Raw genomic sequence first — 23,959 nt, forward strand, 5'->3', positions numbered from 1 at the left:
CGGTGTGTCCTTTGCTGATCTGAGCGCCTGCGTGAACCGTAATGTGGGTGAGTACCTGGCGTATGGCCGTAAACCCGACCGCATTGCGACCTGCTTCGCCTCAGACTGAGCCCACGCGAACCGCGTTCACCCTCGCGTCGCCGCACGCCACAACCGCGCGGCGTCTGCCGCACGCTCGCGCAGCAAGCGCGGTGCGTCATGGCAGGCCTGTTCCAGGCTCATCGGCCCGGACGGCAAGGCAAAAGCGGCGTCCACACCGTGTGCGTACATTTGTTCGTAGCCGTCGCCCAAGGTGCCGGCGATCACGATGACTGGCACGCCGTGCTGCCGGGCAATGCGGGCGACCCCAAACGGAGTTTTACCGCGCAAGGTCTGGGCGTCGAAGCGGCCCTCGCCGGTGATCACCAGGTCCGCGCCACGCACGGCTGCGTCCAGGCCAACCAGCTCGGCGACAACCTCCACGCCCGCACGGAACTGCGCGCCGAGAAAGGCCTTGGCGGCAAACCCCAAACCGCCCGCTGCACCGCTACCGGGTTCATTACGCACGTCTTTGGGCAACACCTTGGCGCAATGATCAGCAAAGTGCCCAAGGGCCGCGTCCAGTTGCTCAACCTGCTGCTCACTGGCGCCTTTTTGCGGACCAAAAATGGCCGAAGCACCGTGCGGGCCACACAGCGGGTTATCCACGTCAGCGGCGATTTCAACGCGCACCTGGGCCAGGCGTGGGTCCAGTTGCTCAAGGCTGATGCGCGCCAGGCGTGCCAAGGCCAGGCCGCCCGGTGCCAGTGCTTGGTCCTGGGCATCTAACAATTGCACACCGAGTGCCTGCATTGCACCGGCACCGCCATCGTTGGTGGCACTGCCCCCAATCGCCAGAATGATGCGCTGCGCGCCGGCATCAAGGGCCGCGCGGATCAATTCGCCAGTGCCGTAAGTGCTGCTGGTGCAGGCATCGCGCTGGCCCGGCGGCACAAGCTGCAAGCCGCTGGCTTCGGCCATCTCAATGATTGCAGTGTGACTCTCAGCCAACCACCCCCAGCGCGCGTCAACGGCGTGACCCAAGGGGCCTCGCACCAGCTGGCGGCGCAACTGCCCGTTGCACGCAGCGAGTACCGAATCCACCGTGCCTTCACCGCCATCGGCCATCGGGCACTGGATCAAGTGTGCATCCGGCCAAACCTGCGCCAACCCCTCGGCAATGGCCTGGGCGACGCCTTCGGCACTGAGGCTGTCCTTGAACGAGTCGGGGGCGATGATGATTTTCATGGGCTTTCTCCGGTTTTTATAACGCCCATGCTGCCAGTTGGCTGCGGCAATGACGCCGGTCCGATGCACAAGTGTGGGTGAGGTTTGTTGTTCATTCCGACAAAACCTGAGGAAATAGCTGTACGCCGAGGTAGAGGGCGAGCATGCCGTCGAGGGTCAGCGGGTCGACGCCGCTGAGCTCGGCGATGCGCTCCATGCGGTAGCGCAGGCTGTTGCGGTGAATGCCCAAGGCATCCGCACACGCTTGGCTTTGGCCGTCATGCGCGCACCAACTGCGCAAGGTGGCGAGGAGTTGGCCGTTACTGTCCTTGGCCAACACCTTGCGCAAGGGGTTGAGCAGTTCATCCAGAGCATCGTCGTTGCGATGGCGCCACAGCATCACCGGCAGGCGGTAGCGGTTGAGCGTCAACAAACGCGATTGGGGCAAGATATCCCGACCATAGGCCAGTAAGTCGCCAACCCGCCGATAGCAACGGCGCAAACCTGCCAGGCCATCCGCTTGCCCGCCGACAGCCACACGCAGGATGTTCCAACCCAGGCCCTGGAGTTTTTCCAGCAGCCGTGGGTTGTCGACTTGCACCGCAGCCGGCCGACACCACAACAGCGAAAACTGCGCCGAGCTGACACACCAACTGTCTGGGTAACGGCTGGTAAGCCAGGCGCTGAGTGCCTCCGCCGATTGGCCCACGCCGAGTTCAAACAGGTACGGCGTACGTGCCATTTGCGGTTTGAGCCCCAGTTGCTGGGCCTCGTCGATGAGGCGCGGCGAGTCGCCACTTTCAGCCAGCAGCAACGCCAGCAAGTCATCACAACGCTGGCGTCGCCACTGCTGTTCGGCTTGCTGATGGCGATGGCTGACCAACATTTCGGCGGTCATGCGCACCAGTTCAGCGTAAGTGCGCAACAGCTCGGGTTCGCCGGTAATGCCCAGCACGCCGATCAAACGTTGATCGTGCATCAGCGGCAGGTTGATGCCCGGCTGCACGCCCTTGAGGTGCTTGGCGGTCTGGCCGTCGATTTCCACCACGCGCCCATTGGCCAGCACCAGTTGCGCGCCTTCATGGCGGGTGTTGATGCGCTCCGGCTCGCCGCTGCCGAGAATCAGCCCCTGACTGTCCATGACGTTGACGTTATAGGGCAGGATCGCCATGGTGCGATCGACAATATCCTGCGCCAAGTCATGATCCAACTCGAACATGGGGCTAAGTTCCTTGAAAGGGTGGGTTGTTCATCGGCACAGCGCAAAGCATGCTTGACTGTGCGCGAGCACAAAGACAGCACCCTGCCAGGTGGCCGAGACTCGTTGGGCGATCAACGTTACCTGCGCATCGCAAAAAATCATAATAAAGAGAGACTCCCATGTCACAGAGCGCCGCTGCCACACTGGCCACCGATGACGATAAAAACGCCATCTACAAGCGCATTACCCTGCGCCTGATCCCCTTCATTTTCATCTGCTACCTGTTCAACTACCTCGACCGGGTGAACGTTGGCTTTGCCAAGTTGCAGATGCTCGATGCGCTGAAACTCAGTGAAACCGTCTACGGCCTCGGTGCCGGGATTTTCTTTATCGGCTACGTGCTGTGCGGCGTGCCGAGCAACCTGGCGCTGACCAAGTTCGGCCCGCGGCGCTGGATTGCGCTGATGATGATCGTGTGGGGCACGCTCTCCACCTGCTTGCTGTTTGTGACCACACCGACGCACTTCTATGGCTTGCGCCTGTTGACCGGTGCCGCCGAAGCCGGCTTCTTCCCGGGTGTGGTGCTGTACCTCTCGCAGTGGTTCCCGACCTTCCGCCGTGGGCGGATCATGGCGTTGTTCATGTCGGCGATCCCGGTGTCCGGCTTGCTCGGCAGCCCGTTTTCCGGGTGGATTCTCAACCACTTCGCCGCCGGCCAAGGTGGCCTCGCGGGCTGGCAGTGGATGTTCCTGCTGCAAGGCATCCCGACCGTCATCCTCGGCGCCCTCGCCTACTTCCTGCTCAGCGACAGCTTTGCCAATGCCAAGTGGCTGACGCCCCATGAGCGTACGGTGCTGGAGGCCGATCAAGCGACAGACCTGGCGAACAAGCCGAAAACCACCACGGACTCGCTCGGCGAAGTGTTCAAGAACCCGGCGATCTGGGCGTTCGGCCTGATCTACTTCTGCATCCAGAGCGGCGTGTACGCCATCAACTTCTGGCTGCCGTCGATCATCAAGAGCCTGGGTTTCAGCGATAACTTGGTGATTGGCTGGCTCAGTGCGATTCCGTATCTGCTGGCGGCCGTGTTCATGCTGCTGGTGGGCCGCTCTGCCGACTTACGCAAAGAACGGCGCTGGCATTTGGTGGTGCCGATGTTGATGGGCGCTATTGGCCTGGTGATCGCGGTGAATTTCGCCACCACCCCGGCGATTGCGATTCTCGGCCTGACCATCGCCACCATGGGCGCCCTCACCGGCTTGCCGATGTTCTGGCCGGTGCCAACCGCCATGCTCAGCGCGGGCGCGGCCGCAGGTGGTTTGGCGCTGATCAACTCCATGGGCCAGATGGCGGGCTTTCTCAGCCCGTATATCGTAGGGTTTGTGAAGGATGCCACCGGGTCCACGGATGTGGCGTTGTACCTGCTAGCGGCAGTGATTGTTGCCGGCAGTGTGTTGGCGTTGCGCATGACCCGGACCTTGAAGGTATAACGCAGCCAGGTGGGTTGGCTTGCCTGCGATAGTGGTACTGGGGTTGTCGCGGGTTTGATGGGGTACATATCCGTTGTTTGGGTTACGGCTGCTATTGGTTCCGCCCTTACGGCGGGTCACTTTTGGAAAAGAGCCCCAAAAGTAACCAAAAGGGCTCTTGCCCCACCATTTTTGGTTACTTTTGTGTCTTTACAAAAGTGACCCGCTGTAAGAGCGGAACCCTAAGCAGCCGTTACCGCAGCAACGGATATGTACTCATATCTAACTAAAGAAACGCCCCGCAGGCAAACCAGCGCCCCCATCACCGTGCTTACACCAATCCCCCACCGTCGATATCAAGGCCGGCCGTCTGGTGGCGCGGTTGCCCGACTGGCAAGGCGAACCCACCCCTTTCAACCTGATGTGCCCTCATCGCCTGCAAGTGTCGGAACGGGTGAACGTGCTGCACCGCTTTCTCCAGCAACGCGGTGAGAACCTGCTGAGCGCATGAAGAAACGCGTGCAGGGCTTGTTCCAGAGCGCTCGAGTCTGGTATTGCATGACTCACGTTTCCCTGCCATGAGGAGCTTTGCATGATTTACCGCACATTGGGCCAGTCCGGGATGAAGGTCAGCGCACTGACCCTGGGCACCATGATGTTTGGCGAACAGACCCACACCGAAGACTCGCTGCGCATCATCGACAAGGCCTGGGACCAAGGCATCAACTTCATCGACACCGCCGACGTCTACACCGGCGGGCGCTCCGAGGAAATCGTTGGCGAGGCGATCGCCCGTCATCGCCAGGATTGGGTGGTGGCGTCCAAGGTCGGCATCGGCCCGGCGGACGGGGTGCCCAACCGCAACGGCTTGAGCCGCAAGCGTATTTTCAACGCGCTGGAAGCCAGCCTCACGCGTCTGGACACCGACTATCTGGACATCTACTACCTGCACCGTGAAGACCACGACACACCGCTGGAAGTGACGGTGTCGGCGATTGGCGACTTGATCCGCCAAGGCAAGATTCGCTACTGGGGCCTGTCCAATTACCGTGGCTGGCGCATTGCCGAAGTCATCCGTGTGGCCGAGCGGTTGGGCGTTGACCTGCCGATCATCAGCCAGCCGCTGTACAACATCGTCAACCGTCAGGCCGAGGTCGAGCAGATCACCGCCGCAGCCGCCTACGGCCTGGGTGTGGTGCCTTACAGCCCGTTGGCTCGTGGTGTACTCAGCGGCAAATACGCACCTGACGTCACCCCCCAAGCCGGCAGCCGTGCAGCGCGCCAGGACAAGCGCATCCTGGAAACCGAGTGGCGTGTGGAGTCATTACGCATCGCCCAGCAGATTCAGCAGTACACCCAAGGGCGTGGGGTAGGTATTGTCGAATTTGCGATTGCCTGGGTGCTGAACAGCTCGGCAGTGAGTTCGGCCATTGTCGGGCCGCGCACTGAAGCGCAGTGGGATGCGTACACCGGCGCGCTGGAGGTGAAGATCAGCGCTGAAGATGAAGCATTTATTGATTCACTGGTGACGCCGGGGCATTCGTCTACGCCGGGGTTTAATGATGTGGGCCATTTTGTGTCGGGGCGTAGTTGCCGATAGTCAAATCGCCCACACCGATCGGTGTGGGCGTTCTTGCTCGTTACTTGCTTAAGTTCTGGCGTGTAACGCGTCGGCGTCCCATTTGTCGACGGGAAAATATGTTCCATTCAAACGGCTTAAAACGTGTAATAGACGTGACAAACAATGTCACGACCAATATATTCCTACGCGAAGTTTTTCCTTTTTTTGTATGAATCGTCTTTCGCGAGGACAGTGTGTCTAAAGGTGTTGTGGTATCAGTCTTAGCCTCGGTGTTATTTGCCGTGATGTATTACTTCACCTCGCTGCTCACGCCATTGAGCGGCCTGGAGATTTTCGGCTGGCGCATGCTGCTGACGGTGCCGTGCATGACGGTATTCATGATTGTCAGCGGCGAATGGCGACGGGTGCTGGAACTGGTGCGAGTGTTGGCGGCAAAGCCACGGTTGATCGGCGGTGTGTTGTTGTCATCGGCCTTGCTCGGCGTGCAGCTGTGGCTGTTTATGTGGGCACCGCTGAATGGGCGCAGCCTGGATGTCTCGGTGGGCTATTTCCTGCTGCCACTGACCATGGTGCTCACCGGGCGCCTGGTGTACGGCGAGCGTTTGTCGCGCCTGCAGCAGATCGCGGTGGTGTTTGCTGCGCTCGGCGTACTTAACGAGCTGTATCAGTCCGGTGGTTTTTCCTGGGCGACACTGGTGGTGATCATCGGTTACCCGATCTACTTCGTGGTGCGCAAATACCTGAGCACCGATCACTTGGGCGGCCTGTGGCTGGATATGGCGCTGATGCTGCCGGTGGCCTGGTGGTTTGTGCAGCACGGCGAACAAGGCTTTGCCGTGATGGATCTGCATCCGAAGTTGTATGTGTTGATTCCGATGCTGGGGCTCATCAGTGCCTCGGCGCTGGTGAGCTATATCCTTGCCAGCCGCTTGCTGCCCTTCAGCCTGTTCGGGCTGCTCAGCTATGTGGAACCGGTCCTGCTGCTCGCGGTGGCGTTGATATTGGGAGAAGGCATCAAGGGCGGCCAATGGCTGACCTACATCCCGATCTGGCTGGCGGTGACAGTGCTGGTGTTTGAGGGCTTCAAGCACTTGGTGCGCCAGCGCAAAGCTTGATTCGCAGGCAATAAAAAGCCCGGCCGGGGTTAACCTCGGCCGGGCTTTTTTACGCTTAGTCGGCGGTCAATACACCACGACGCACCTGGTCACGCTCGATCGATTCGAACAGTGCCTTAAAGTTGCCCTCACCAAAGCCATCATCGCCTTTGCGCTGAATGAATTCGAAGAACACCGGGCCCATCAGGGTTTCCGAGAAGATCTGTAGCAGCAGGCGCTTGTCGCCTTCAATCGACGAACCGTCGAGCAGAATGCCGCGTGCTTGCAGTTGGTCCACCGGTTCGCCGTGGTTCGGCAGGCGGCCTTCGAGCATTTCGTAGTAGGTTTCCGGCGGCGCGGTCATGAAGCGCATGCCGATCTTCTTCAGCGCGTCCCAGGTCTTGACCAGGTCTTCGGTGAGGAAAGCCACGTGCTGGATGCCCTCGCCGTTGAATTGCATCAAGAACTCTTCGATCTGGCCTGCGCCTTTCGACGACTCTTCGTTCAGCGGGATGCGGATCATGCCGTCCGGAGCGCTCATGGCCTTGGAGGTCAGACCGGTGTATTCACCCTTGATATCGAAGTAGCGCGCTTCACGGAAGTTGAACAGCTTCTCGTAGAAGTTCGCCCAGTAGACCATGCGCCCGCGATACACGTTGTGGGTCAGGTGGTCGATGACTTTGAGGCCGGCGCCGACGGGGTTGCGGTCTACGCCTTCGAGGTAGACGAAGTCGATGTCATAGATCGAGCTGCCTTCACCGAAACGGTCGATCAAGTACAGCGGCGCACCGCCGATGCCTTTAATGGCCGGCAGGTTCAGCTCCATCGGGCCGGTTTCGATATGGATCGGCTGTGCGCCCAGTTCCAGGGCGCGGCTGTAGGCCTGCTGCGAGTCTTTGACGCGGAATGCCATGCCACAGACCGACGGGCCGTGTTCGGCCGCAAAGTACGACGCGAGGCTGTCGGGCTGGTTGTTGAGGATCAGGTTGATCTCGCCCTGGCGATACAGGTGCACGTTTTTGGAGCGGTGGGACGCAACTTTGGTAAAGCCCATGATCTCGAAGATCGGCTCCAGGGTGCCTGGGGTTGGCGATGCGAATTCGATAAATTCAAAGCCCATCAGGCCCATTGGGTTTTCGTATTGGTCTGCCATGGTGGCACCTCATCATTCTTGTAATTAACAAATGGTTATTTGCGAGCAAGGATGAGATTTGAGGGTGGCGCACAGGAGAGGCCTCGCACGCTGCGGGCGAGGAAGTCACCAAAGATGAGGGGGGAGCCGAGTAGCTTCATGGTTACATCAGTCTCTGACGGCCGAGGCTTGCGTGAGCGCAAGTCCATATTCTTGTATGCGTAAATCGATTCTACACAGCGTAACAGTAATTGTCCGCACTCTTATCAAATCCCCAATGGCTTGGCCGGCGCAAGGGGTTTGTTGCACAGGCAGATGCCCAGCAGGATCACCGCACCGCCCAGCAGCATCGGCGCGCTGAGTTGCTCGCCCAGCAGCACAGCACCGCAGATGACCGCCGTCAGTGGGTTGAGTGCGATGAACACGCCGGCACGGGTCGCGCCGATACGGCGGATGCCGTCGTACCAAACGATGTAGGCCAGTGCTGAGCCGAGGATGCCCAGATACAGCAGGCTTAGCAGTTGCGGCAGATGGATTGTACTCAGGGCACTTAGTGTGAGCTTGCCGCCAACGAGCGTGGTGATCGTGAGCATCGCCGTGCCCAGCAAGATCGACCACGTTACCGTCTGCAATGGCCCCAGGCTCTGATTAAGGCTGCGGGAAAACACCGAGTAAGCACCCCACCCCACCACACAGCCGAAAATCAGCAGGTCACCGCGCCAGGCACTCTCGGCGCCCTGCAGGAGCAGCGGGTTACGGCTGATGATGACCGCACCGGCGCCCCCCAGGCACAAGGCAATGCCCAGACACCGGGTCGCGCGGCCAGGTAGAGCTTATTTCCCGCGCGCCATCTATCATCTGAATAACCTGATTAGCCCTTCGGCGCTTTCCCCACCCTGCGACAGGCCGTCCCCTCCATGCCTCTGACCGTTAACGGCCCGCGCAAACGCGCCACCCGCTACTTGATCACCGCCCTGAGTGTTCTGCTGCCTATCGCATTGGGCGTGGTGATCCTGCACTGGCAAGCCGAACGCACCCTTCAAGAAAGCACCGCGCAAACCGCCAGCGAGGCCGTGCGCCAGTTTGACCTGATGCTCGACAACACCGCCCTCGCCGCCCAGGCACTGCTGCCACTGGCAGGCCAGCCTTGTGACAACGGTGCGCAACTGGCGCTGCGTGAACAGGTCACGCGTCGGCCTTTTGTGCGCGCAACGACCCTGTCCTGGCAGAAGAACATCTATTGCACCTCGCTGTTCGGGGGTGATTACCAGTCGGCGGTCAACCCGGATGATTATGTCGATGGCACGTTATGGTTGATGAACGGCAACCCGGTGACGCCGGATACGGCGTTGCTGGTTTACCGCTTGGTGGACGGCGACAAAGCGGCGTTTGCCTCGATTGACGGTTACCACCTGACCAACGCCTTGCGCCTGATCAGCCGCTACGCGCACCTGATCCTGCAAGCAGGGCCTAACTGGCTGGATGCCGACGGCAAGGTGCACACCAGCCCCGTACCGGTGTTTGCCGTGGCCCATCACTATTTGGTCTCAGAACGCTTTCCCTACAGTGTCGATGTCGGCATGCCGGCCGGTGAAGTGTGGCGGTACATGGAAGCACGCTACCCGGCGCTGTTCAGCCTTTTGGTGTTCTTTGGCCTGCTAGCGGGCGTGCTCGCGCATTGGCTGCAAAAGCGCTCGTCTGCGCCTACGCATGAATTGCAGCGGGCCTTGGGCGCCAACGAGTTCATCCCGTATTTCCAGCCAGTGGTACGCGGCGATACCCGTGAATGGGCCGGCTGTGAAGTGCTGATGCGCTGGCAGCACCCCAAGGAAGGCCTGGTGCGTCCTGACTTGTTTATCCCGCTGGCAGAGCATTCTGGCCTGATCGTGCCGATGACCCGCGCCTTGTTGCGCCAGACCGCCGCGCAACTTGCCCCGCATGCCGCGCGCTTCAGTCCAGGCTTTCATATTGGCGTGAATATCACCGCGCGCCACTGTCAGGATCTGGACTTGGTTGAGGACTGTGGGGCGTTTCTCGCTGCCTTCGCGCCCGGCCAGGTGACACTGGTGCTGGAGCTGACTGAGCGCGAGCTGATCACGCCAACCGACATCACTCGTCGGCTGTTCGACGCCCTGCATCAACTGGGGGTGATGATTGCGATTGATGACTTCGGCACCGGGCATTCCAGCCTGGGTTACTTGCGCAACTTCAATGTCGATTACTTGAAAATCGATCAAAGCTTTGTCGCCATGATTGGCGCGGATGCACTCTCACGGCATATTCTCGACAGTATCATCGAACTCTCCGGCAAGCTGGATCTGGGCATCGTTGCCGAGGGCGTGGAAACAGCTGAGCAGTGCGACTATCTTGCTGCACAAGGTGTGGATTTCCTGCAGGGTTACCTGTTTGGTAGGCCGTTACCCTGTGACGAGTTCATTAAGTCGCTGGCCAGCCATTGAATAGCCAGCCCGTGCGCTTGATGAAATAATCTTGTTTAGGCAAAAGACATGATTTACTCGTGGGGCATTAACTACTACAATTTTTCCTGCCTGTGCTGAACTCGCAGAAAGGCCTCTTTCTTTGAGTCACCTTATAAGCGCTTGGCTTATAGCTTTGTCTGCAGTTGATATCAGCAAACACCATTATTGGAGTACAGATTTTGTCCAGACTCGCCGAATTTCGCGCAGCAGAAAAAGCCCTTCAAGAGCAGCTTGCCCAGCTCGAATCCTTGAAGAACGACGCCGGCTTGAAGAAAGAAATCGAATTTGAAGAAAAGCTGCAAGGCCTGATGAAGCACTACGGCAAAGGCCTGCGCGACATCATCTCGATCCTTGACCCAAACCCTGGCAAGGCCGGCGCTACGCTCGCCGCCGCACCAAAACAGCGCCGCGCGCGCGTGGTCAAGGTGTATAGCAACCCGCACACCGGTGAGCTGATCGAGACCAAAGGCGGCAACCACCGCGGCCTGAAAGCCTGGAAAGAACAGTATGGCGCTGCCACTGTCGATTCCTGGCTGCGCGGCTGATCACACGGCACGCACAAAAAAGCCCCGCATCTGCGGGGTTTTTTTTGAGGCGTCGAAAACGAACTTAACTAACACTTCACTGTGTTCATTATCGTTCGAGATAACGCGCTCAAAGTTTGAGGCTGTCACGTACCGAACCCACTTCGTCTTTGCTTGCCTCGTAGGCTTCGGCCTGCCCTGCATACGAAAATACATAGGCTTTATCGCTATCAACCGCGCCGACTAATGTTTGCGACAAAACGTGTCGGCCATTTTCAGTAATCACACAAGTAGTTTCCAGCGCCTCAAGACGGCTCAATGTGGTTGGGTGCATCTTGGTGCACACGCTTTGATAACCGCTACCGGCGAAATCTTTCTGGATGGATTTACGCATTTCCAGCAATACACCTTGAAGATTAACTTTATGCCCGGCCTCAATCGGGGTGCCGGTCAACTCCATGACCATCAAGGTATTGCCATTTTCATCGTTCTTGATTGCGCGCTGGCGCGACACTGCCTGGGGTTTTACCGGCGCCTCGCCGTCAACGTCCACTTCCTCGACCTGCCAGCCGCTGGGCCAGTGAATTTCCGGGTCGGCCGCCAGCACAAGCGGGCTGGCCAACAGAAAACACATGGCGCTCAACAGCGAATTACGAAATTCAATCATTACGAAAAACACCCAAGGTTCAAGCGCCAAAGTTTGAGCCCCGGCGCCCGCTGGTCGCAAGCGCTACGTGACTTTTTTCATTTGGCGCAGCGGCTGGGCCTTGCGTATCATGGTTCGGCTGCAGGGATGCTTGCCGCAAGCCAACGGACCGCGCCTATCATTTCAAGTCGCGTTTGCCCCATTTTTTCTGGAGGGCCCATGAGCCTGCACGATCTGAACACCTTCCCGGGCGTCACCGCCCAGCCCGACACCGCCACCTCGAACTTTGTGTTCAACCACACCATGTTGCGGGTCAAGGACATCACCCAGTCGCTGGATTTCTACACCCGCATCCTGGGTTTTTCCCTGGTGGAAAAGCGCGACTTCCCGGAAGCCGAATTCAGCCTGTACTTCCTGGCCCTGGTGGACAAGGCCCAGATTCCAGCTGACGCCGCCGCGCGCACCCAGTGGATGAAGTCGATCCCGGGCATCCTGGAACTGACCCACAACCACGGCACCGAAAACGATGCCGATTTTGCCTACCATAACGGCAACACCGACCCGCGTGGCTTTGGCCATATCTGCATCTCGGTGCCGGATATCGTCGCCGCCTGCGAGCGTTTCGAAGCCCTGGGCTGTGATTTCCAGAAGCGCCTGACCGATGGCCGCATGAAAAGCCTGGCCTTCATCAAGGACCCGGATGCGTACTGGGTTGAGATTATTCAGCCAGCGCCTATGTAAGCGGACAGGGTGACGCAGAGCGTCATCGGAGGCATTCCCACGCGGAGCGTGGGAACGAGAAAAACCCCATGATCACTCATGGGGTTTTTCATTTCCGGGCCCGGATTTACGCCGGTGCGGACGTGCGGATCAGGTGATCGAAAGCACTCAGCGAAGCCTTGGCGCCCTCGCCTACCGCGATCACGATCTGCTTGTACGGCACGGTTGTCACGTCACCGGCGGCAAATATACCTGGCAGCGAAGTCTCGCCACGTGCATCGACAATGATCTCGCCACGCGGGGTCAGCTCCACTGTGCCTTTGAGCCAGTCAGTGTTGGGCAGCAAGCCGATCTGAACGAAGATGCCTTCCAGGTCGATGGTCTTGAACTCGCCACTGTCGCGATCTTTGTACGCCAGGCCGGTGACTTTCTGGCCGTCGCCTTTGACTTCACTGGTCAGCGCACTGGTGATCACGTCCACGTTCGGCAGGCTGTAGAGCTTGCGCTGCAACACGGCGTCGGCGCGCAGTTTGCTGTCGAACTCGAGCAAGGTCACGTGGCTGACGATACCGGCCAGGTCGATGGCTGCTTCAACGCCGGAGTTACCGCCGCCGATCACTGCCACGCGCTTGCCTTTGAACAGCGGGCCGTCGCAGTGCGGGCAGAAGCACACGCCCTTGGCTTTGTATTCCTGCTCGCCCGGCACACCCATTTCGCGCCAGCGGGCGCCAGTGGCCAGGATTACGGTCTTGGACTTGAGGGTCGCACCGCTTTCGAAGCGAATTTCGTGCAAGTCACCGGCGTGTTTCGCAGGGATCAAGCTGCTGGCACGCTGCAGGTTCATGATGTCCACGTCGTACTGACGCACGTGGGCTTCCAGCGCGCTGGCCAGTTTCGGCCCTTCGGTTTCCTGCACCGAGATGAAGTTCTCGATCGACATGGTATCCAGCACCTGGCCACCAAAGCGTTCAGCCGCCACACCGGTGCGGATGCCTTTACGTGCTGCGTAGATGGCAGCGGCAGAACCGGCTGGGCCGCCGCCGACGACCAACACATCAAACGCGTCTTTGGCGCTGATTTTCTCGGCGGCTTTTTCAATGCCGCTGGTGTCGAGCTTGGCAAGGATTTCTTCCAGGCCCATGCGGCCCTGACCAAAGTTCACGCCGTTGAGGTAGACACTTGGCACCGCCATAATCTGGCGCTCATCGACTTCCGCCTGGAACAGCGCACCGTCGATAGCGACGTGGCGGATGTTGGGGTTGAGCACGGCCATCAGGTTCAGCGCCTGGACCACGTCCGGGCAGTTCTGGCACGACAGCGAGAAGTAGGTCTCGAAGCTGAACTCGCCTTTGAGCGCGCGGATCTGTTCAATCACTTCGACACTGGCCTTCGACGGGTGGCCACCGACTTGCAGCAGGGCCAGCACCAGCGAAGTAAATTCATGGCCCATGGGGATGCCGGCGAAACGCAGGCTGATGTCGGCACCCGGGCGGTTGATGGCGAACGAGGGCTTGCGCGCATCATCGCCATCGGTTTTCAGGGTGATCAGCGTGGTGAGGCTGGTTACGTCCTGCAAAAGGCCAAGCATTTCCTCGGATTTCGCACCGTCGTCGAGGGAGGCGACGATCTCGATCGGCTGGGTGACCCGTTCCAGGTATGACTTCAACTGAGCTTTAAGATTGGCGTCCAGCATACGGGCGATTTCCTATTAATTCGGTTTATTGCAGACAAAAAAACGCCCGAGCGAATCTCGCCCGGGCGTTTTGAGGGCGGATGCAGCTTACTGAGGTGCGGAGTTCCGCCCTGGATATTTCACAGACTTAGATCTTGCCGACCAGGTCCAGGGACGGAGCCAGAGTAGCCTCGCCTTCTTTCCACTTGGCTGGGCACACTTCGCCTGGGTGGGCAGCGACGTACTGAGCGGCCTTGATTTTGCGCAGCAGCTCGGAAGCGTCACGGCCAACACCGCCATCGTTCAGTTCAACGATCTTGATCTGACCTTCTGGGTTGATCACGAAAGTACCGCGGTCTGCCAGGCCAGCTTCTTCGATCAGTACGTCGAAGTTGCGCGAGATGGTCAGGGTCGGGTCACCGATCATGGTGTACTGGATTTTGCCGATGGCTGGCGAAGTGTTGTGCCAGGCAGCGTGAGCAAAGTGGGTGTCGGTGGAAACGCTGTAGATCTCGACGCCCAGTTTCTGGAATTCGGCGTAGTTGTCAGCCAGGTCTTCCAGCTCGGTTGGGCAAACGAAGGTGAAGTCGGCTGGGTAAAAGAATACTACGGACCATTTGCCTTTCAGGTCAGCGTCCGACACGTCTACGAAGTTGCCGTTTTTGTATGCGGTAGCTTTGAACGGTTTTACTTGGCTGTTGATGATAGGCATCGTTGACTCTCCGTCAGGGGTTAAGAAGTTGATGAGATGAATGCTACCCACTCTTTCGGCCGATGACTCATTGGCAAACCTCATGCTGACGATTGGTTTTCCCTATCAGGTAACTGTATTAATAGAAGAAATCTCAAATCAGCGGTTGAGTCGCCAGGGTCATGCCCAGAAAGGGCGTCGCTTCAACATAGCGCATGGCGGATTTCATGTCGCTCCAACCGACGTAACTCATCAGCGACTTGATGTCCCAGCCACTGCGATGCGCCCAGGTGGCAAAGCCTCGGCGCAGCGAGTGGCTGGTGTATAGGTCGGCTGGGATGCCCGCGCGCTCCAGCGCTTGGCGCAGCAGCGGGATCACACTGTTGGGGTGCAGCCCCTCCTCGCCCAGGTTGCCCCAGCGATCAATCCCGCGAAACACAGGGCCGCGCACGAGGGCCGAGGCGCTGAGCCATTCGCTGTACGCCTGCACCGGGCACAGGCGCAGCAACGCCGGGGTCTGGTAGGTCTTGCCGAGGTTGTCGCGGTCACTTTTGCTGCGCGGCAGGTACAGGCTGATCCCCGCTCCTGGCACCGCCTGCACGTGCTCGATGTTCAGGCGGCACAACTCATCACTGCGAAAGCCCCGCCAGAAGCCAAGCAGGATCAGCGCGGTGTCGCGCTTGGCGCGCAGCAATCGGGGTGAGTCCTGATCGTTGCTCGCCTGCAGCGCTTCTGCCTGCAGCGAAGCCACCACCTGCTCAAGGTGTTTAAGTTGCAGCGGCTCGGCCTGTTTCTCCTGCGCCGGGTGTACGGCACGAATGCCCTTGAGCACCTTGCGCACCACCGGCGCCTTGGTCGGGTCGGGAAACCCCTGGCTGGTGTGCCACTGCGCCAACGCCGAAAGCCGCAGCTTCAAGGTGTTGACCGCCAGCACGCCGGCATGCGCCACCAAATAGCGCGCCACGCTGTCGCTGGTCGCGGGCAGGAAGCCGCCCCAATTCACTTCGAAGTGCTCGATGGCCGCGCGGTAGCTGAGGCGGGTGTTATCGCGGGTGGCGGCGTTGAGGTACCGGTCCAGATCGCTCATGAAAGGCCTATTCGTACTGCGACAGGGTGAGTTTGCGCTTAAAACGGCTATGACACGGGATAATACGCCAATATCCCATCTGTTAAATCATGAATTTAAACGGTTTTTTATTCGTGATACAGTACGTATATACATACTACATACCACAGTACTAAATCGACGGAGACCCCATGGCTCGCGGCGGCATAAACAAAGCAGTAGTTCAAACGGCACGCCTGGCGATCCTTGCCCGCGGCGAAAACCCCAGCATCGACGCGGTACGCATCGAGATGGGTAATACCGGCTCAAAAACCACGATTCATCGCTATTTGAAGGAACTGGACGACAGCGAAACCCGGGTGACCATCACCGAAGCGCCTATTGATGACGAGCTGGGTGAGCTGGTGGCACGGCTGGCCCTGCGCCTAAAAGAGAAGGCCCAGGAGCCGATCGACCTGGCCCTGGCGCAGTTCGAACAGCACAAAGCTGCCCTGCTCGCCCAGGTGCAGACGCTTGAGCAGGCGCACGCCGAGCTCAAGCAGCAATTTGATATCCAGGGCGCCGCCCTGGCAGAAGAAAGCGCCGCCCTGCAAACCACCAGCACTAGCCTTCAGACCGAGCAAACCCGCAACGCCGGGCTCAGTCAGGCGTGCAGCGATTACGAGCTACGCATCAACGACAAGGACGAGCAGATTCGCTCGCTGGAAGAAAAGCACCTGCACGCCCGCGACGCCCTCGAGCATTACCGCAATGCAATCAAGGAACAGCGCGAGCAAGAACAGCGCCGCCACGAAGGCCAGCTGCAACAGGTGCAGGCGGAACTGCGCCAGGCCCAGCAAAGCGCAATGGTGCGTCAGGACGAGATCACACAGTTGCACCGCGACAATGAGCGGCTGTTGATCGAGCACCGCGTAACCGCGAAGGAATTGGCCGCGCTGCAGGAGCAAACCCGCAAAGACCAGGCCTTGCAGCAAAAGCTCAGTGAACAGGTCAGCCTGATTGAAAGCGAACGCACCCTGCTTCAGGAGCGCCTGCGGGTGGCCGTGCTGGAAAGCCAGTCACGCCAGGACGTGCTGAGCGAACAGCAGCAGACCAACAAAAGCCTGGAACTGGACCTTATCAAGGCCCAGGCCAGTATCGAGGCGTTGCGCCTGGCGGCCGCCGTTGCAGCGGCGCCAGAGGCAACATCGCCCACCTGATCAGTCGGCCACAGGCGTGCGCATGGTGACAAATCTTCCGCCGCGTGGTGCACCCGATGTTTCATCGAAATGCTGCTTGGTCGCGCCCGCCTTGAGCGCGATGCCACCCTGAGACTTCGCCGGCGTCCGGCCCCACCATGTGGCAACCCAGCACCTTGTCGGTGTCGGCGTCGACCACCAGTTTCATCAAGGTCTTTTCCTGGCAATCCGTCAGCGTCAGCTTCATGGGTCGGAAGCGGCTTTCGAAGATCTGCACCTTGTGGCCGTCTTGCCTTCTTCCTCAGCCACGTGCCATGTTCGGCAGGCTGAACACGCCGTCGGATCATCGTATCCACTGGCGATATGCTCAGGCTTGAACAAGCGACGTGCCACCGCCATGCCTTCAGCCAGGGCAACCGGCGTCAATTGCACACGACCAATCACATCACCGATCGCCAGGATCGACGACTCGGCGGTCTGGTACAGGTCATCCACCTCAACGAAGCCGCGCTCGTCCAATTTGACGCCAGTATTCTCCAGACCCAGATTGTCCAACATCGGGCGGCGGCCGGTGGCATAAAACACGCAATCGGCCTCCAGCACACGACCGTCTTTCAGCGTGGCCTTGAGGCTGCCATCGGCTTGTTTGTCGATGCGCTCGATATCAGCGTTAAATTGCAGGTCCAGGCCGCGCTTGGTCAGCTCTTCTTTCAGGTGGTGCGCACGCCCGTCAAAACCGCGCAGAACAGTCGCCGCGATACAGCAGCGGTTGGCGCCAGCCATGGAAAATCCGGCAAACTCACGCGATGTAACCCCCCCACCACCATACCGCTTGGCACGTTAGAAGAAGCTCTTGGAGCCATGCTGTCGCCCCGGAATTCGGGATTGCGGCCAGCCCCGTGGCGATCAATGTGTTGGCGTAAGCGCTCACCTTGATTCACTGATGGGGACAGCGCGCTGCCTTCATGCAGGGTACGCCCTGTTGACCACAGGTTGCGTAATCCATTGAGCGATTGATTCGCGGTCTTTGTTGGCATCAGTGCCCAATCAAAGTTGCCTCCCCGGACCAGCCAAACCCTGCCTGCTCGAAGTCTTCGCAATGGCGCCGAACCAATTTTCGGTACGCAGCCGACGTTACCAGTCCGCCCAGGTAGCGGCTTTCGCCACGGCCACCTTGGCACCAAAGCCGCGGAAAACGCGCGCCACCCGCCGAACCGGCGCCAATTACATACAGATCAAAATCGTAGGCCATTTCACTCTCCTTGGCAGGACACCAGCATACCGACTCACATGGGGCTGAAAAACGAAAAAGCCACCTAAGGTGGCTTTTTTAGAACAGTCGGGCAGGCGTGAATCAGTAAGCCTTGCCAGTCTTGTAGAAGTGCTCGTAGCAGAAGTTGGTTGCCTCGATGTAGCCTTCAGCGCCACCGCAGTCGAAACGACGACCCTTGAACTTGTACGCGATCACACAACCGTCTTTTGCCTGCTTCAACAGGGCGTCAGTGATCTGGATCTCGCCACCCTTGCCTGGCTCGGTTTCTTCGATCAGCTTGAAGATGTCCGGGGTCAGAATGTAACGGCCGATGATCGCCAGGTTCGACGGAGCATCTTCCGGCGCTGGTTTTTCGACCATGTCGCGTACGCGGATCAGGCCATCACCAATGTCGTCACCGGCAATCACGCCATACTTGTTGGTCTCTTGAGGATCAACCTCTTGAACCGCAACGATGGTGCAACGGTACTTCTGGTACAGCTTGACCATCTGGGTCAGCACGCCGTCGCCTTCCAGGTTGACGCACAGGTCGTCCGCCAGGACCACGGCGAACGGTTCGTCACCGATCAGCGGACGGCCGGTCAGGATCGCGTGGCCAAGGCCTTTCATCTGGGTTTGACGGGTGTAGGAGAACGAGCACTCGTCGAGCAATTTACGGATACCGACCAGGTACTTTTCCTTGTCGGTGCCCTTGATCTGGTTTTCCAGCTCGTAGCTGATATCGAAATGGTCTTCCAGCGCGCGCTTACCACGGCCGGTGACGATGGAGATTTCGTTCAGGCCAGCATCCAGTGCCTCTTCGACGCCGTACTGAATCAGTGGCTTGTTCACCACCGGCAGCATCTCTTTGGGCATGGCTTTGGTCGCTGGTAAGAAGCGAGTGCCGTAACCGGCTGCTGGGAACAAGCATTTCTTGATCATATGAGTCCTTACAAAGGGCTGTGCGTACGGAATTCGGCGCAGTCTAATCAGGCCGCAGTCACCTTACAATGGGTCCTGCTGGCGTTGCGATGTCAACATAGAGAAAAAATGTCGGCGTAAGTTCCACTTATCTTCCGACAAGTACCTTCACCCTCGACCGGCAAACAACCTACAAGCCAATGTTTCTGAGGGCTACATCCCTTTTAGCATGCTTTCAAGCTGAGGGCACTGATGTGGAATAACTTCGGCGGGCGCAGTGCATTTGTGCGCTATCATTGCGCCCTTGAACCAGACCACGAGATTGTTAATAGATGTCAGAACCAAAAGGTGTAAACGGCTACCTGATCACGCAGCGCGCAGACGGCTGGCACTTGATCAACTTCCACGGTGACAGCGTCGCTGGGGTATTCCCGACCGAAGCCATGGCTACTGCAGTCGCCGAAGTGTTTGTGGATGAAGCCGGTCACGCATCGAGCAAGCGACCGAAGGGCAAGTAAGCCTCTATGCCCCGCGCCAAAAGCCCCGTTAAGCGGGGCTTTTTTGTGTTTGTCTGTACCTACATGGCAGTTCGCTATAATCTGCTGCGAACGCCCCACGACAGTGTCAGCGCCCCTCCAACACCCTCGACGACGAACCAACACATGAACAAAATTCTGGCATTGACTGCGGCCCTTGCGCTGATGACCGGCTGCACCACTACATCCGACACTTACCTTAAAAATGGCGAACAAGGCCTGACCATCGACTGCTCGGGCGAGGCCAATTCGTGGGCCAGTTGCTACGAAAAAGCCGACGCGTCCTGCGCGGGCACCGGTTATCGTATCGTCGGTACCGACGGCACGCCGTCACTCAAAGAAAGCGACAAGACCCTGGGCAAAGACGTCGGCAACTTCAAAAGCCGCAGCGTCGTTGTGGTCTGCAAGTAAGCCGTATGGCTACAGGTGAATTTCGGCGAACTTGATGCCCAGCTCGCGTAACAGCTCGATCAGGTCATCCAGGCGCGGGAACGACTCGACTTCATCCTGCTCATCCACCAGGAAGTAACTGCGCCCGCCGCTTTTCTTGAAAAAGACGATCCATTCACCCAGGTCGGCGGGGTTCTGGATGACATGGGTGGCCGATATCTGACCCTCGGCATTGCGGGTTTTAACGTGTTCACGTTTCATGGCGGGTTTCCGAATAAAGACAAATGCCGCGCAAACTCAAGGCTTGCGCGGCATTTTTTGCATTGAATACCCGACAGTTTAACGGATGCCTTGGGACTGTCGAGACAACACCCAAAAGCAGCGCAAAAAAAAGCCTGGCCCCGCAACAGCAGGGCCAGGCTTTTTTATCGGATTAAGTGTGCGGGTTGAACCTTAGGGCTCAGCCGGAAATACATTCCTCCGCGGCTTTCTTCACGTCGCCCGGGCGAATCGGTACATTGGACATGCTTTCATAGAGCTTGATGCTGCTGCCGCTGGAGCGCTCTTCAATCTCGAAGATCGCCGAAGGGTCAGCCGAGAATTTCTGCGGCACAATCACCTGTACACCGTCCTTATGCGGCTCGATCTGCGGTGGACGCCGGGTTTCAGCCAACTTGCGAACCACACACGCGGCATATTCCGGCGGCTTCTTCCCTGAAATGACCACCAATGTTGGCGGGGTCTGCTTGATATCTGCAACCGAAGCACATCCACCCAACGCCAAGGCCAGAACCAACACACTCCACTTCATACTAAAACCTCCGATAAAGACCCTACGACAGCGCTGAGAGTAATTTTCTCCCGCTAATGTAGGATTTATCTCTGAAAACTCGGTAAATAACTGTTTTAAATTGTCGAAGTCGTCAACGACGACCCGATAATAAACACGCTGGGGCTGATAAACTCTATCTTAACCTACGTATCATTCTGATTTTTCAGAAAAAGCCCTTCTGGAGACACCCATGAAATTCATCCACCAGCGCGAGCACCTCAACGAGGGCGACATCGTTGTCATCGAATGCTCGCAGACCTGCAACATTCGCCTGATGAGCGATGCCAACTTTCGCAGCTTCAAGAACGGTGGCCGCCACACCTACCACGGCGGCGCGTTCGACCAGTTCCCGGCGAAAATCACCGCACCCAGCACCGGTTTCTGGAACATTACCCTGGACGTGGTGACGCGCCGCGCGATCAGCGTTACGCGCAAACCGGCGCTGTCCCACAAGATTCGCATTGTTCGTCGCACCAGCACCAAGCTGAGCTGAACCCTGAACAGGAAAACCGCTGTGACCCCTACGACCAAATACGTCATCAAGTACAAGCTCAACGGCGAACGCCGCTTTGAGTTCGCCCAGTTGCAAACCAACGACGTCGACGAAGCCAAGCAAGCCCTGGCGAAAATCCACGATGCAACCGACGAAATCACCGACATCACCGTGAGCAAGGCGCTGTAAGCCATGCCCGGCCCGACTGCGGACCTGTTTGCCGACGACGCCCTGCAACAACCCGCAGGGCGTGAACAGATTGGCGAAGAGTCTTACGTGTTAAGGGGCTATGCCCTGCCCCGGGTCGAGCGTCTGTTACCTGAACTACGGCGCATATTGGCCCAATCACCGTTTCGGCAAATGGTCACACCCGGCGGCTTTACCATGTCGGCGGCGCTGAGCAGTTGCGGCGAGCTGGGTTGGACCACCGACAGCAGCGGCTATCGTTACAGCCCGCTTGACCCGCGCAGCCAGCAACCGTGGCCTGCCATGCCTCACACGTTGCGCGAACTGGCTGTGCAGGCGGCCGCAGAAGCCGGCTTCAGCGACTTCACTCCGGATGCCTGCCTGATCAACCGCTATGTGCCCGGCGCCAAGATGTCCCTGCACCAAGACAAGAACGAACGGTGCTACAACGCGCCCGTGGTCTCCGTGTCACTGGGCCTGCCGGCGATTTTCCTGTTTGGCGGCCATGAACGCGGCAACCGCACGCAAAAGGTCTCGCTGTTTCATGGCGATGTGGTGGTCTGGGGCGGCGTCGATCGCTTGCGCTTTCATGGGGTGATGCCAATCAAGGACGGCGTGCATCCGGTCATGGGCCCGCAACGCATCAACCTGACCTTTCGCACCGCCGGTTAATTTGACCGCAAGCTTGTGAGTGCCGAGCGTGGCCAGCACGGCTAATCTGGCCGTGAGCCGCCAAGAGTGCAGACCATGACCAACGAACAAGACCCGCGCTGGGCCGCCATCGTCACCCGCGACGCCAAGGCAGACGCACTGTTTGTGTACGGGGTTAAAACCACCGGCGTGTACTGCCGCCCCAGCAGCGCCTCGCGCTTGCCACGGCCGGAAAACATCGAATTCTTCGACACGCCGCTGCAAGCCGAAGCCGCAGGTTATCGCCCCAGCAAACGCGCCGCGGGTGACCAGACTCAATTGGCCGCGCACCATGGGCAACTGGTTGCCGATGCGTGCCGCCGCATCGAACAGGCCGAAACGCCGCCCAGCCTGGACGCTCTCGCACGCCCGGCCGGGTTAAGCGCGTTCCATTTCCACCGCGTATTCAAAGCCATCACTGGCCTGACGCCCAAGGGTTACGCCAACGCCCTGCGCTCGCGCAAAGTACGCGATGGCCTCAAGGGGCAGCACTCGGTTACCGACGCGCTGTATGACGCAGGCTTCAACTCCAACAGCCGCTTTTATGAGGCGGCTGACCAGCTACTCGGCATGAAGCCCTGCGATTACAAGGCCGGCGGCACCAACAGTGAAATTCGCTTTGCCGTGGGCCAATGCTCATTGGGGGCGATTCTGGTGGCGCAGAGTCAACGCGGTGTCTGTGCGATTTTGCTGGGGGATGACCCGGACCAACTGGTGCGCGACCTGCAGGACCAGTTCCCCAAGGCCGAGTTGGTCGGTGCGGACCGGGACTTCGAACAATTGATTGCGCAGGTAGTGGGCTTTGTCGAAGCGCCTGCCTTGGGCCTGGATTTACCCCTGGATTTGCGCGGCACCGCCTTTCAGGAACGGGTGTGGCAGGCGCTGCGCGAAATTCCGGTGGGCAGCACTGCCAGCTACGCGCAAATTGCCCAGCGGATCGGCGCGCCCACATCCTTTAGAGCGGTGGCCCAGGCCTGCGGAGCCAACCACTTGGCGGTGGCAATTCCCTGCCACCGCGTGGTGCGCAGCAACGGCGAGCTTTCGGGCTACCGCTGGGGCGTGGAGCGCAAGCGCCAGCTGCTGGAGCGCGAAAGTCAGTAACGGCTAGTGGATACCGATATAGATCAGCGCCACGTCGTCCGCCGGGTACACCTCAAAATCGGTGACAAACGCACGCGACTCCACACCCGGCTGCTCAAAGTAGTCCCAGACGTGCTGCCAAGCCGTGATGATCGCAGCCGGCATCGGCCCACGCGCCTCAAACACCAAATAACGCCCCGGCTCAATCACCAAGCTGTCAAACCCGGCAGCCGGTGCCTGGGTCGCCACGCCCGCAGTGACATCAAACAGCCCTTGCGCATCGGACTCATAGCCGCTGTACACCCCGTACATCGGTGACTCCGGCTGCTTGCCGGGTATTTTCTGGTAAAGCTCTTCAGCGAAAAACCGTTGCCACATCGGGCCGATCTTCGCGCTCGAAGGCTGGGCTTCATCCGCATTACGCGTGCGAACTTTCAGCCCGGACACACGAACGGCCGCTACCTGTTGTTCCTTGATTGTTTGCACCGCGCTCTCCTTTTAAAACGTCAATTTACGCTTACTTAGCGTTCCGTTTACGAAGCTTTGCGTTTAGGACACTCTGCAACCTTATACCGGTTACCGCACAGCGCCATACTGCACCTGCGACGTTTGCTCCGAAGCTTTGCGTTTAGGACACTCTGCAACCTTATACGGTTACCGCACAGCGCCATACTGCACCTGCGACGTTTGTGCGCCTTGGTCCGATCATAAAACCACAGACTTGCCAGAAGTCCCACGGCACGCCGTCGATAGTCGCCAGGGTGTTGAGCATGCCCAGCACCGGGTCATCAGCCAGCACCATGCCATCAATTGATGGCGCCGCACGAAAACCCACTTTCGTCCAGTGAATAAAACAGACTGGCCGGGTGCCAATCGCCC

Annotated in this window: 26 protein-coding genes and 3 pseudogenes; 14 read left to right on the forward strand and 15 right to left on the reverse strand. The window is 58.9% G+C overall.

Features of this window, described 5'->3' with window-relative positions:
- Positions 1 to 126: 126 nt before the first annotated feature.
- A complete protein-coding gene (locus tag GJU48_RS12300; RefSeq protein WP_094951808.1) occupies positions 127 to 1,266 on the reverse strand; it encodes a glycerate kinase in 1,140 nt (379 codons plus the stop codon).
- 91 nt (positions 1,267 to 1,357) lie between these two features.
- Positions 1,358 to 2,464 carry a sugar diacid recognition domain-containing protein gene (locus GJU48_RS12305; RefSeq protein WP_094951807.1) on the reverse strand — a complete coding sequence of 369 codons (1,107 nt, stop codon included), beginning with the start codon at positions 2,462 to 2,464 and terminating at the stop codon, positions 1,358 to 1,360.
- A 161-nt stretch (positions 2,465 to 2,625) separates the two neighbouring features.
- On the opposite strand from GJU48_RS12305, the gene GJU48_RS12310 reads away from it, so the two are divergent.
- The 4 genes and pseudogenes from GJU48_RS12310 to rarD all read left to right on the forward strand — a co-directional run bounded on the left by GJU48_RS12310 (position 2,626) and on the right by rarD (position 6,612).
- A complete protein-coding gene (locus tag GJU48_RS12310; RefSeq protein WP_094951806.1) occupies positions 2,626 to 3,936 on the forward strand; it encodes an MFS transporter in 1,311 nt (436 codons plus the stop codon).
- Between the two features lie 331 nt (positions 3,937 to 4,267).
- Positions 4,268 to 4,426: pseudogene (locus GJU48_RS12315) on the forward strand (LysR family transcriptional regulator); the annotation flags it as partial.
- An 81-nt stretch (positions 4,427 to 4,507) separates the two neighbouring features.
- Positions 4,508 to 5,515, forward strand: coding sequence for an aldo/keto reductase (locus GJU48_RS12320; protein ID WP_094952192.1), 1,008 nt, complete (start codon positions 4,508 to 4,510; stop codon positions 5,513 to 5,515).
- Between the two features lie 215 nt (positions 5,516 to 5,730).
- Entirely contained in the window at positions 5,731 to 6,612 is an 882-nt protein-coding gene (gene rarD / locus GJU48_RS12325; protein ID WP_094952194.1) for an EamA family transporter RarD, read from the forward strand.
- Positions 6,613 to 6,667: 55 nt separating this feature from the next.
- Here rarD and hppD read toward each other — a convergent pair whose 3' ends face one another.
- Positions 6,668 to 7,744 carry a 4-hydroxyphenylpyruvate dioxygenase gene (gene hppD / locus GJU48_RS12330; protein WP_094952196.1) on the reverse strand — a complete coding sequence of 359 codons (1,077 nt, stop codon included), beginning with the start codon at positions 7,742 to 7,744 and terminating at the stop codon, positions 6,668 to 6,670.
- A 245-nt stretch (positions 7,745 to 7,989) separates the two neighbouring features.
- Positions 7,990 to 8,535 (reverse strand): annotated as a pseudogene (locus GJU48_RS12335) (DMT family transporter); the annotation flags it as partial.
- 105 nt (positions 8,536 to 8,640) lie between these two features.
- Here GJU48_RS12335 and GJU48_RS12340 point away from each other — a divergent pair.
- Entirely contained in the window at positions 8,641 to 10,182 is a 1,542-nt protein-coding gene (locus GJU48_RS12340) for an EAL domain-containing protein (protein WP_094952199.1), read from the forward strand.
- Positions 10,183 to 10,382: 200 nt separating this feature from the next.
- Entirely contained in the window at positions 10,383 to 10,748 is a 366-nt protein-coding gene (locus GJU48_RS12345; protein ID WP_094952200.1) for a histone-like nucleoid-structuring protein, MvaT/MvaU family, read from the forward strand.
- Between the two features lie 109 nt (positions 10,749 to 10,857).
- On the opposite strand, the gene GJU48_RS12350 is transcribed toward GJU48_RS12345, so the two are convergent.
- The gene (locus tag GJU48_RS12350) at positions 10,858 to 11,394 is read right to left on the reverse strand and encodes a DUF4946 domain-containing protein (protein ID WP_094952225.1); all 537 of its coding nucleotides are present in this window, start codon (positions 11,392 to 11,394) and stop codon (positions 10,858 to 10,860) included.
- A 198-nt stretch (positions 11,395 to 11,592) separates the two neighbouring features.
- On the opposite strand from GJU48_RS12350, the gene gloA reads away from it, so the two are divergent.
- Positions 11,593 to 12,114: a lactoylglutathione lyase gene (gene gloA / locus GJU48_RS12355; protein WP_094952201.1), complete on the forward strand. Its 522-nt coding sequence runs from the start codon at positions 11,593 to 11,595 to the stop codon at positions 12,112 to 12,114.
- Positions 12,115 to 12,220: 106 nt separating this feature from the next.
- Here the strand turns inward: gloA and ahpF are convergent, their stop codons facing one another.
- The 3 genes from ahpF to GJU48_RS12370 form a co-directional block, all read right to left on the reverse strand.
- A complete protein-coding gene (ahpF, locus tag GJU48_RS12360; RefSeq protein ID WP_094952202.1) occupies positions 12,221 to 13,786 on the reverse strand; it encodes an alkyl hydroperoxide reductase subunit F in 1,566 nt (521 codons plus the stop codon).
- Positions 13,787 to 13,913: 127 nt separating this feature from the next.
- A complete protein-coding gene (gene ahpC / locus GJU48_RS12365; RefSeq protein ID WP_010210361.1) occupies positions 13,914 to 14,477 on the reverse strand; it encodes an alkyl hydroperoxide reductase subunit C in 564 nt (187 codons plus the stop codon).
- Between the two features lie 133 nt (positions 14,478 to 14,610).
- On the reverse strand, positions 14,611 to 15,543 hold the full coding sequence (locus GJU48_RS12370) for a site-specific integrase (protein WP_094952203.1): 933 nt from the start codon (positions 15,541 to 15,543) through the stop codon (positions 14,611 to 14,613).
- A gap of 170 nt (positions 15,544 to 15,713) precedes the next feature.
- On the opposite strand from GJU48_RS12370, the gene GJU48_RS12375 reads away from it, so the two are divergent.
- Positions 15,714 to 16,721: a DNA-binding protein gene (locus tag GJU48_RS12375; protein WP_094952204.1), complete on the forward strand. Its 1,008-nt coding sequence runs from the start codon at positions 15,714 to 15,716 to the stop codon at positions 16,719 to 16,721.
- 61 nt (positions 16,722 to 16,782) lie between these two features.
- Here GJU48_RS12375 and GJU48_RS25700 read toward each other — a convergent pair whose 3' ends face one another.
- The 3 genes from GJU48_RS25700 to galU all read right to left on the reverse strand — a co-directional run bounded on the left by GJU48_RS25700 (position 16,783) and on the right by galU (position 18,894).
- Positions 16,783 to 16,947 carry a hypothetical protein gene (locus GJU48_RS25700; protein ID WP_371923420.1) on the reverse strand — a complete coding sequence of 55 codons (165 nt, stop codon included), beginning with the start codon at positions 16,945 to 16,947 and terminating at the stop codon, positions 16,783 to 16,785.
- Positions 16,944 to 17,483 (reverse strand): FAD-dependent oxidoreductase, encoded by a 540-nt coding sequence (locus GJU48_RS25705; RefSeq protein ID WP_371923421.1) that lies wholly within the window; start codon positions 17,481 to 17,483, stop codon positions 16,944 to 16,946. Before GJU48_RS25705 ends, GJU48_RS25700 begins: the two co-directional genes overlap by 4 nt.
- Before the next feature lie 571 nt (positions 17,484 to 18,054).
- Positions 18,055 to 18,894 carry a UTP--glucose-1-phosphate uridylyltransferase GalU gene (galU, locus tag GJU48_RS12385; protein ID WP_003212579.1) on the reverse strand — a complete coding sequence of 280 codons (840 nt, stop codon included), beginning with the start codon at positions 18,892 to 18,894 and terminating at the stop codon, positions 18,055 to 18,057.
- 311 nt (positions 18,895 to 19,205) lie between these two features.
- Between galU and GJU48_RS12390 the strand changes: the two genes are divergently transcribed.
- Together GJU48_RS12390 and GJU48_RS12395 are read left to right on the forward strand one after the other, a co-directional pair.
- Positions 19,206 to 19,391, forward strand: coding sequence for a hypothetical protein (locus GJU48_RS12390; protein ID WP_094952206.1), 186 nt, complete (start codon positions 19,206 to 19,208; stop codon positions 19,389 to 19,391).
- Positions 19,392 to 19,535: 144 nt separating this feature from the next.
- A complete protein-coding gene (locus GJU48_RS12395; protein WP_094952207.1) occupies positions 19,536 to 19,820 on the forward strand; it encodes a hypothetical protein in 285 nt (94 codons plus the stop codon).
- A gap of 9 nt (positions 19,821 to 19,829) precedes the next feature.
- Here the strand turns inward: GJU48_RS12395 and GJU48_RS12400 are convergent, their stop codons facing one another.
- Both GJU48_RS12400 and GJU48_RS12405 read right to left on the reverse strand, forming a co-directional pair.
- Entirely contained in the window at positions 19,830 to 20,060 is a 231-nt protein-coding gene (locus GJU48_RS12400; RefSeq protein ID WP_094952208.1) for a hypothetical protein, read from the reverse strand.
- A 199-nt stretch (positions 20,061 to 20,259) separates the two neighbouring features.
- A complete protein-coding gene (locus GJU48_RS12405; protein ID WP_094952210.1) occupies positions 20,260 to 20,610 on the reverse strand; it encodes a hypothetical protein in 351 nt (116 codons plus the stop codon).
- Positions 20,611 to 20,821: 211 nt separating this feature from the next.
- Between GJU48_RS12405 and GJU48_RS12410 the strand changes: the two genes are divergently transcribed.
- The 4 genes from GJU48_RS12410 (at position 20,822) to ada (ending at position 23,101) form a co-directional block, all read left to right on the forward strand.
- Positions 20,822 to 21,124, forward strand: a complete 303-nt coding sequence (locus GJU48_RS12410; RefSeq protein ID WP_034119651.1) for a DUF1883 domain-containing protein — start codon at positions 20,822 to 20,824, stop codon at positions 21,122 to 21,124.
- A 21-nt stretch (positions 21,125 to 21,145) separates the two neighbouring features.
- The gene (locus GJU48_RS24890) at positions 21,146 to 21,313 is read left to right on the forward strand and encodes a hypothetical protein (protein WP_094952211.1); all 168 of its coding nucleotides are present in this window, start codon (positions 21,146 to 21,148) and stop codon (positions 21,311 to 21,313) included.
- A 3-nt stretch (positions 21,314 to 21,316) separates the two neighbouring features.
- Positions 21,317 to 21,982, forward strand: a complete 666-nt coding sequence (gene alkB, locus GJU48_RS12415) for a DNA oxidative demethylase AlkB (RefSeq protein ID WP_094952212.1) — start codon at positions 21,317 to 21,319, stop codon at positions 21,980 to 21,982.
- A gap of 75 nt (positions 21,983 to 22,057) precedes the next feature.
- Complete coding sequence (gene ada / locus GJU48_RS12420) at positions 22,058 to 23,101, forward strand: bifunctional DNA-binding transcriptional regulator/O6-methylguanine-DNA methyltransferase Ada (protein ID WP_094952213.1); 1,044 nt, start codon at positions 22,058 to 22,060, stop codon at positions 23,099 to 23,101.
- A gap of 3 nt (positions 23,102 to 23,104) precedes the next feature.
- On the opposite strand, the gene GJU48_RS12425 is transcribed toward ada, so the two are convergent.
- Complete coding sequence (locus tag GJU48_RS12425; protein ID WP_094952214.1) at positions 23,105 to 23,566, reverse strand: GyrI-like domain-containing protein; 462 nt, start codon at positions 23,564 to 23,566, stop codon at positions 23,105 to 23,107.
- A gap of 90 nt (positions 23,567 to 23,656) precedes the next feature.
- Positions 23,657 to 23,799 (reverse strand): annotated as a pseudogene (locus GJU48_RS12430) (CGNR zinc finger domain-containing protein); the annotation flags it as partial.
- Positions 23,800 to 23,959: the final 160 nt, after the last annotated feature.

This window comes from Pseudomonas sp. IB20 (genome assembly GCF_009707325.1).
In the GTDB taxonomy this organism is placed as follows: Bacteria; Pseudomonadota; Gammaproteobacteria; order Pseudomonadales; family Pseudomonadaceae; genus Aquipseudomonas.

Coding starts and splice junctions, on each gene's coding strand:
- galU (WP_003212579.1), bottom strand. CDS start 18,894: ATGATCAAGAAATGCTTGTTCCCAGCAGCCGGTTACGGCACTCGCTTC.
- ahpC (WP_010210361.1), bottom strand. CDS start 14,477: ATGCCTATCATCAACAGCCAAGTAAAACCGTTCAAAGCTACCGCATAC.
- GJU48_RS25705 (WP_371923421.1), bottom strand. CDS start 17,483: ATGGCTGGCGCCAACCGCTGCTGTATCGCGGCGACTGTTCTGCGCGGT.
- ahpF (WP_094952202.1), bottom strand. CDS start 13,786: ATGCTGGACGCCAATCTTAAAGCTCAGTTGAAGTCATACCTGGAACGG.
- GJU48_RS12300 (WP_094951808.1), bottom strand. CDS start 1,266: ATGAAAATCATCATCGCCCCCGACTCGTTCAAGGACAGCCTCAGTGCC.
- GJU48_RS12375 (WP_094952204.1), top strand. CDS start 15,714: ATGGCTCGCGGCGGCATAAACAAAGCAGTAGTTCAAACGGCACGCCTG.
- GJU48_RS12305 (WP_094951807.1), bottom strand. CDS start 2,464: ATGTTCGAGTTGGATCATGACTTGGCGCAGGATATTGTCGATCGCACC.
- GJU48_RS12350 (WP_094952225.1), bottom strand. CDS start 11,394: ATGATTGAATTTCGTAATTCGCTGTTGAGCGCCATGTGTTTTCTGTTG.
- GJU48_RS12410 (WP_034119651.1), top strand. CDS start 20,822: ATGAAATTCATCCACCAGCGCGAGCACCTCAACGAGGGCGACATCGTT.
- GJU48_RS12405 (WP_094952210.1), bottom strand. CDS start 20,610: ATGAAGTGGAGTGTGTTGGTTCTGGCCTTGGCGTTGGGTGGATGTGCT.
- hppD (WP_094952196.1), bottom strand. CDS start 7,744: ATGGCAGACCAATACGAAAACCCAATGGGCCTGATGGGCTTTGAATTT.
- GJU48_RS12395 (WP_094952207.1), top strand. CDS start 19,536: ATGAACAAAATTCTGGCATTGACTGCGGCCCTTGCGCTGATGACCGGC.
- GJU48_RS12340 (WP_094952199.1), top strand. CDS start 8,641: ATGCCTCTGACCGTTAACGGCCCGCGCAAACGCGCCACCCGCTACTTG.
- gloA (WP_094952201.1), top strand. CDS start 11,593: ATGAGCCTGCACGATCTGAACACCTTCCCGGGCGTCACCGCCCAGCCC.
- GJU48_RS25700 (WP_371923420.1), bottom strand. CDS start 16,947: ATGAAGCTGACGCTGACGGATTGCCAGGAAAAGACCTTGATGAAACTG.
- GJU48_RS12310 (WP_094951806.1), top strand. CDS start 2,626: ATGTCACAGAGCGCCGCTGCCACACTGGCCACCGATGACGATAAAAAC.
- alkB (WP_094952212.1), top strand. CDS start 21,317: ATGCCCGGCCCGACTGCGGACCTGTTTGCCGACGACGCCCTGCAACAA.
- ada (WP_094952213.1), top strand. CDS start 22,058: ATGACCAACGAACAAGACCCGCGCTGGGCCGCCATCGTCACCCGCGAC.
- GJU48_RS12320 (WP_094952192.1), top strand. CDS start 4,508: ATGATTTACCGCACATTGGGCCAGTCCGGGATGAAGGTCAGCGCACTG.
- GJU48_RS12370 (WP_094952203.1), bottom strand. CDS start 15,543: ATGAGCGATCTGGACCGGTACCTCAACGCCGCCACCCGCGATAACACC.
- GJU48_RS12400 (WP_094952208.1), bottom strand. CDS start 20,060: ATGAAACGTGAACACGTTAAAACCCGCAATGCCGAGGGTCAGATATCG.
- GJU48_RS12390 (WP_094952206.1), top strand. CDS start 19,206: ATGTCAGAACCAAAAGGTGTAAACGGCTACCTGATCACGCAGCGCGCA.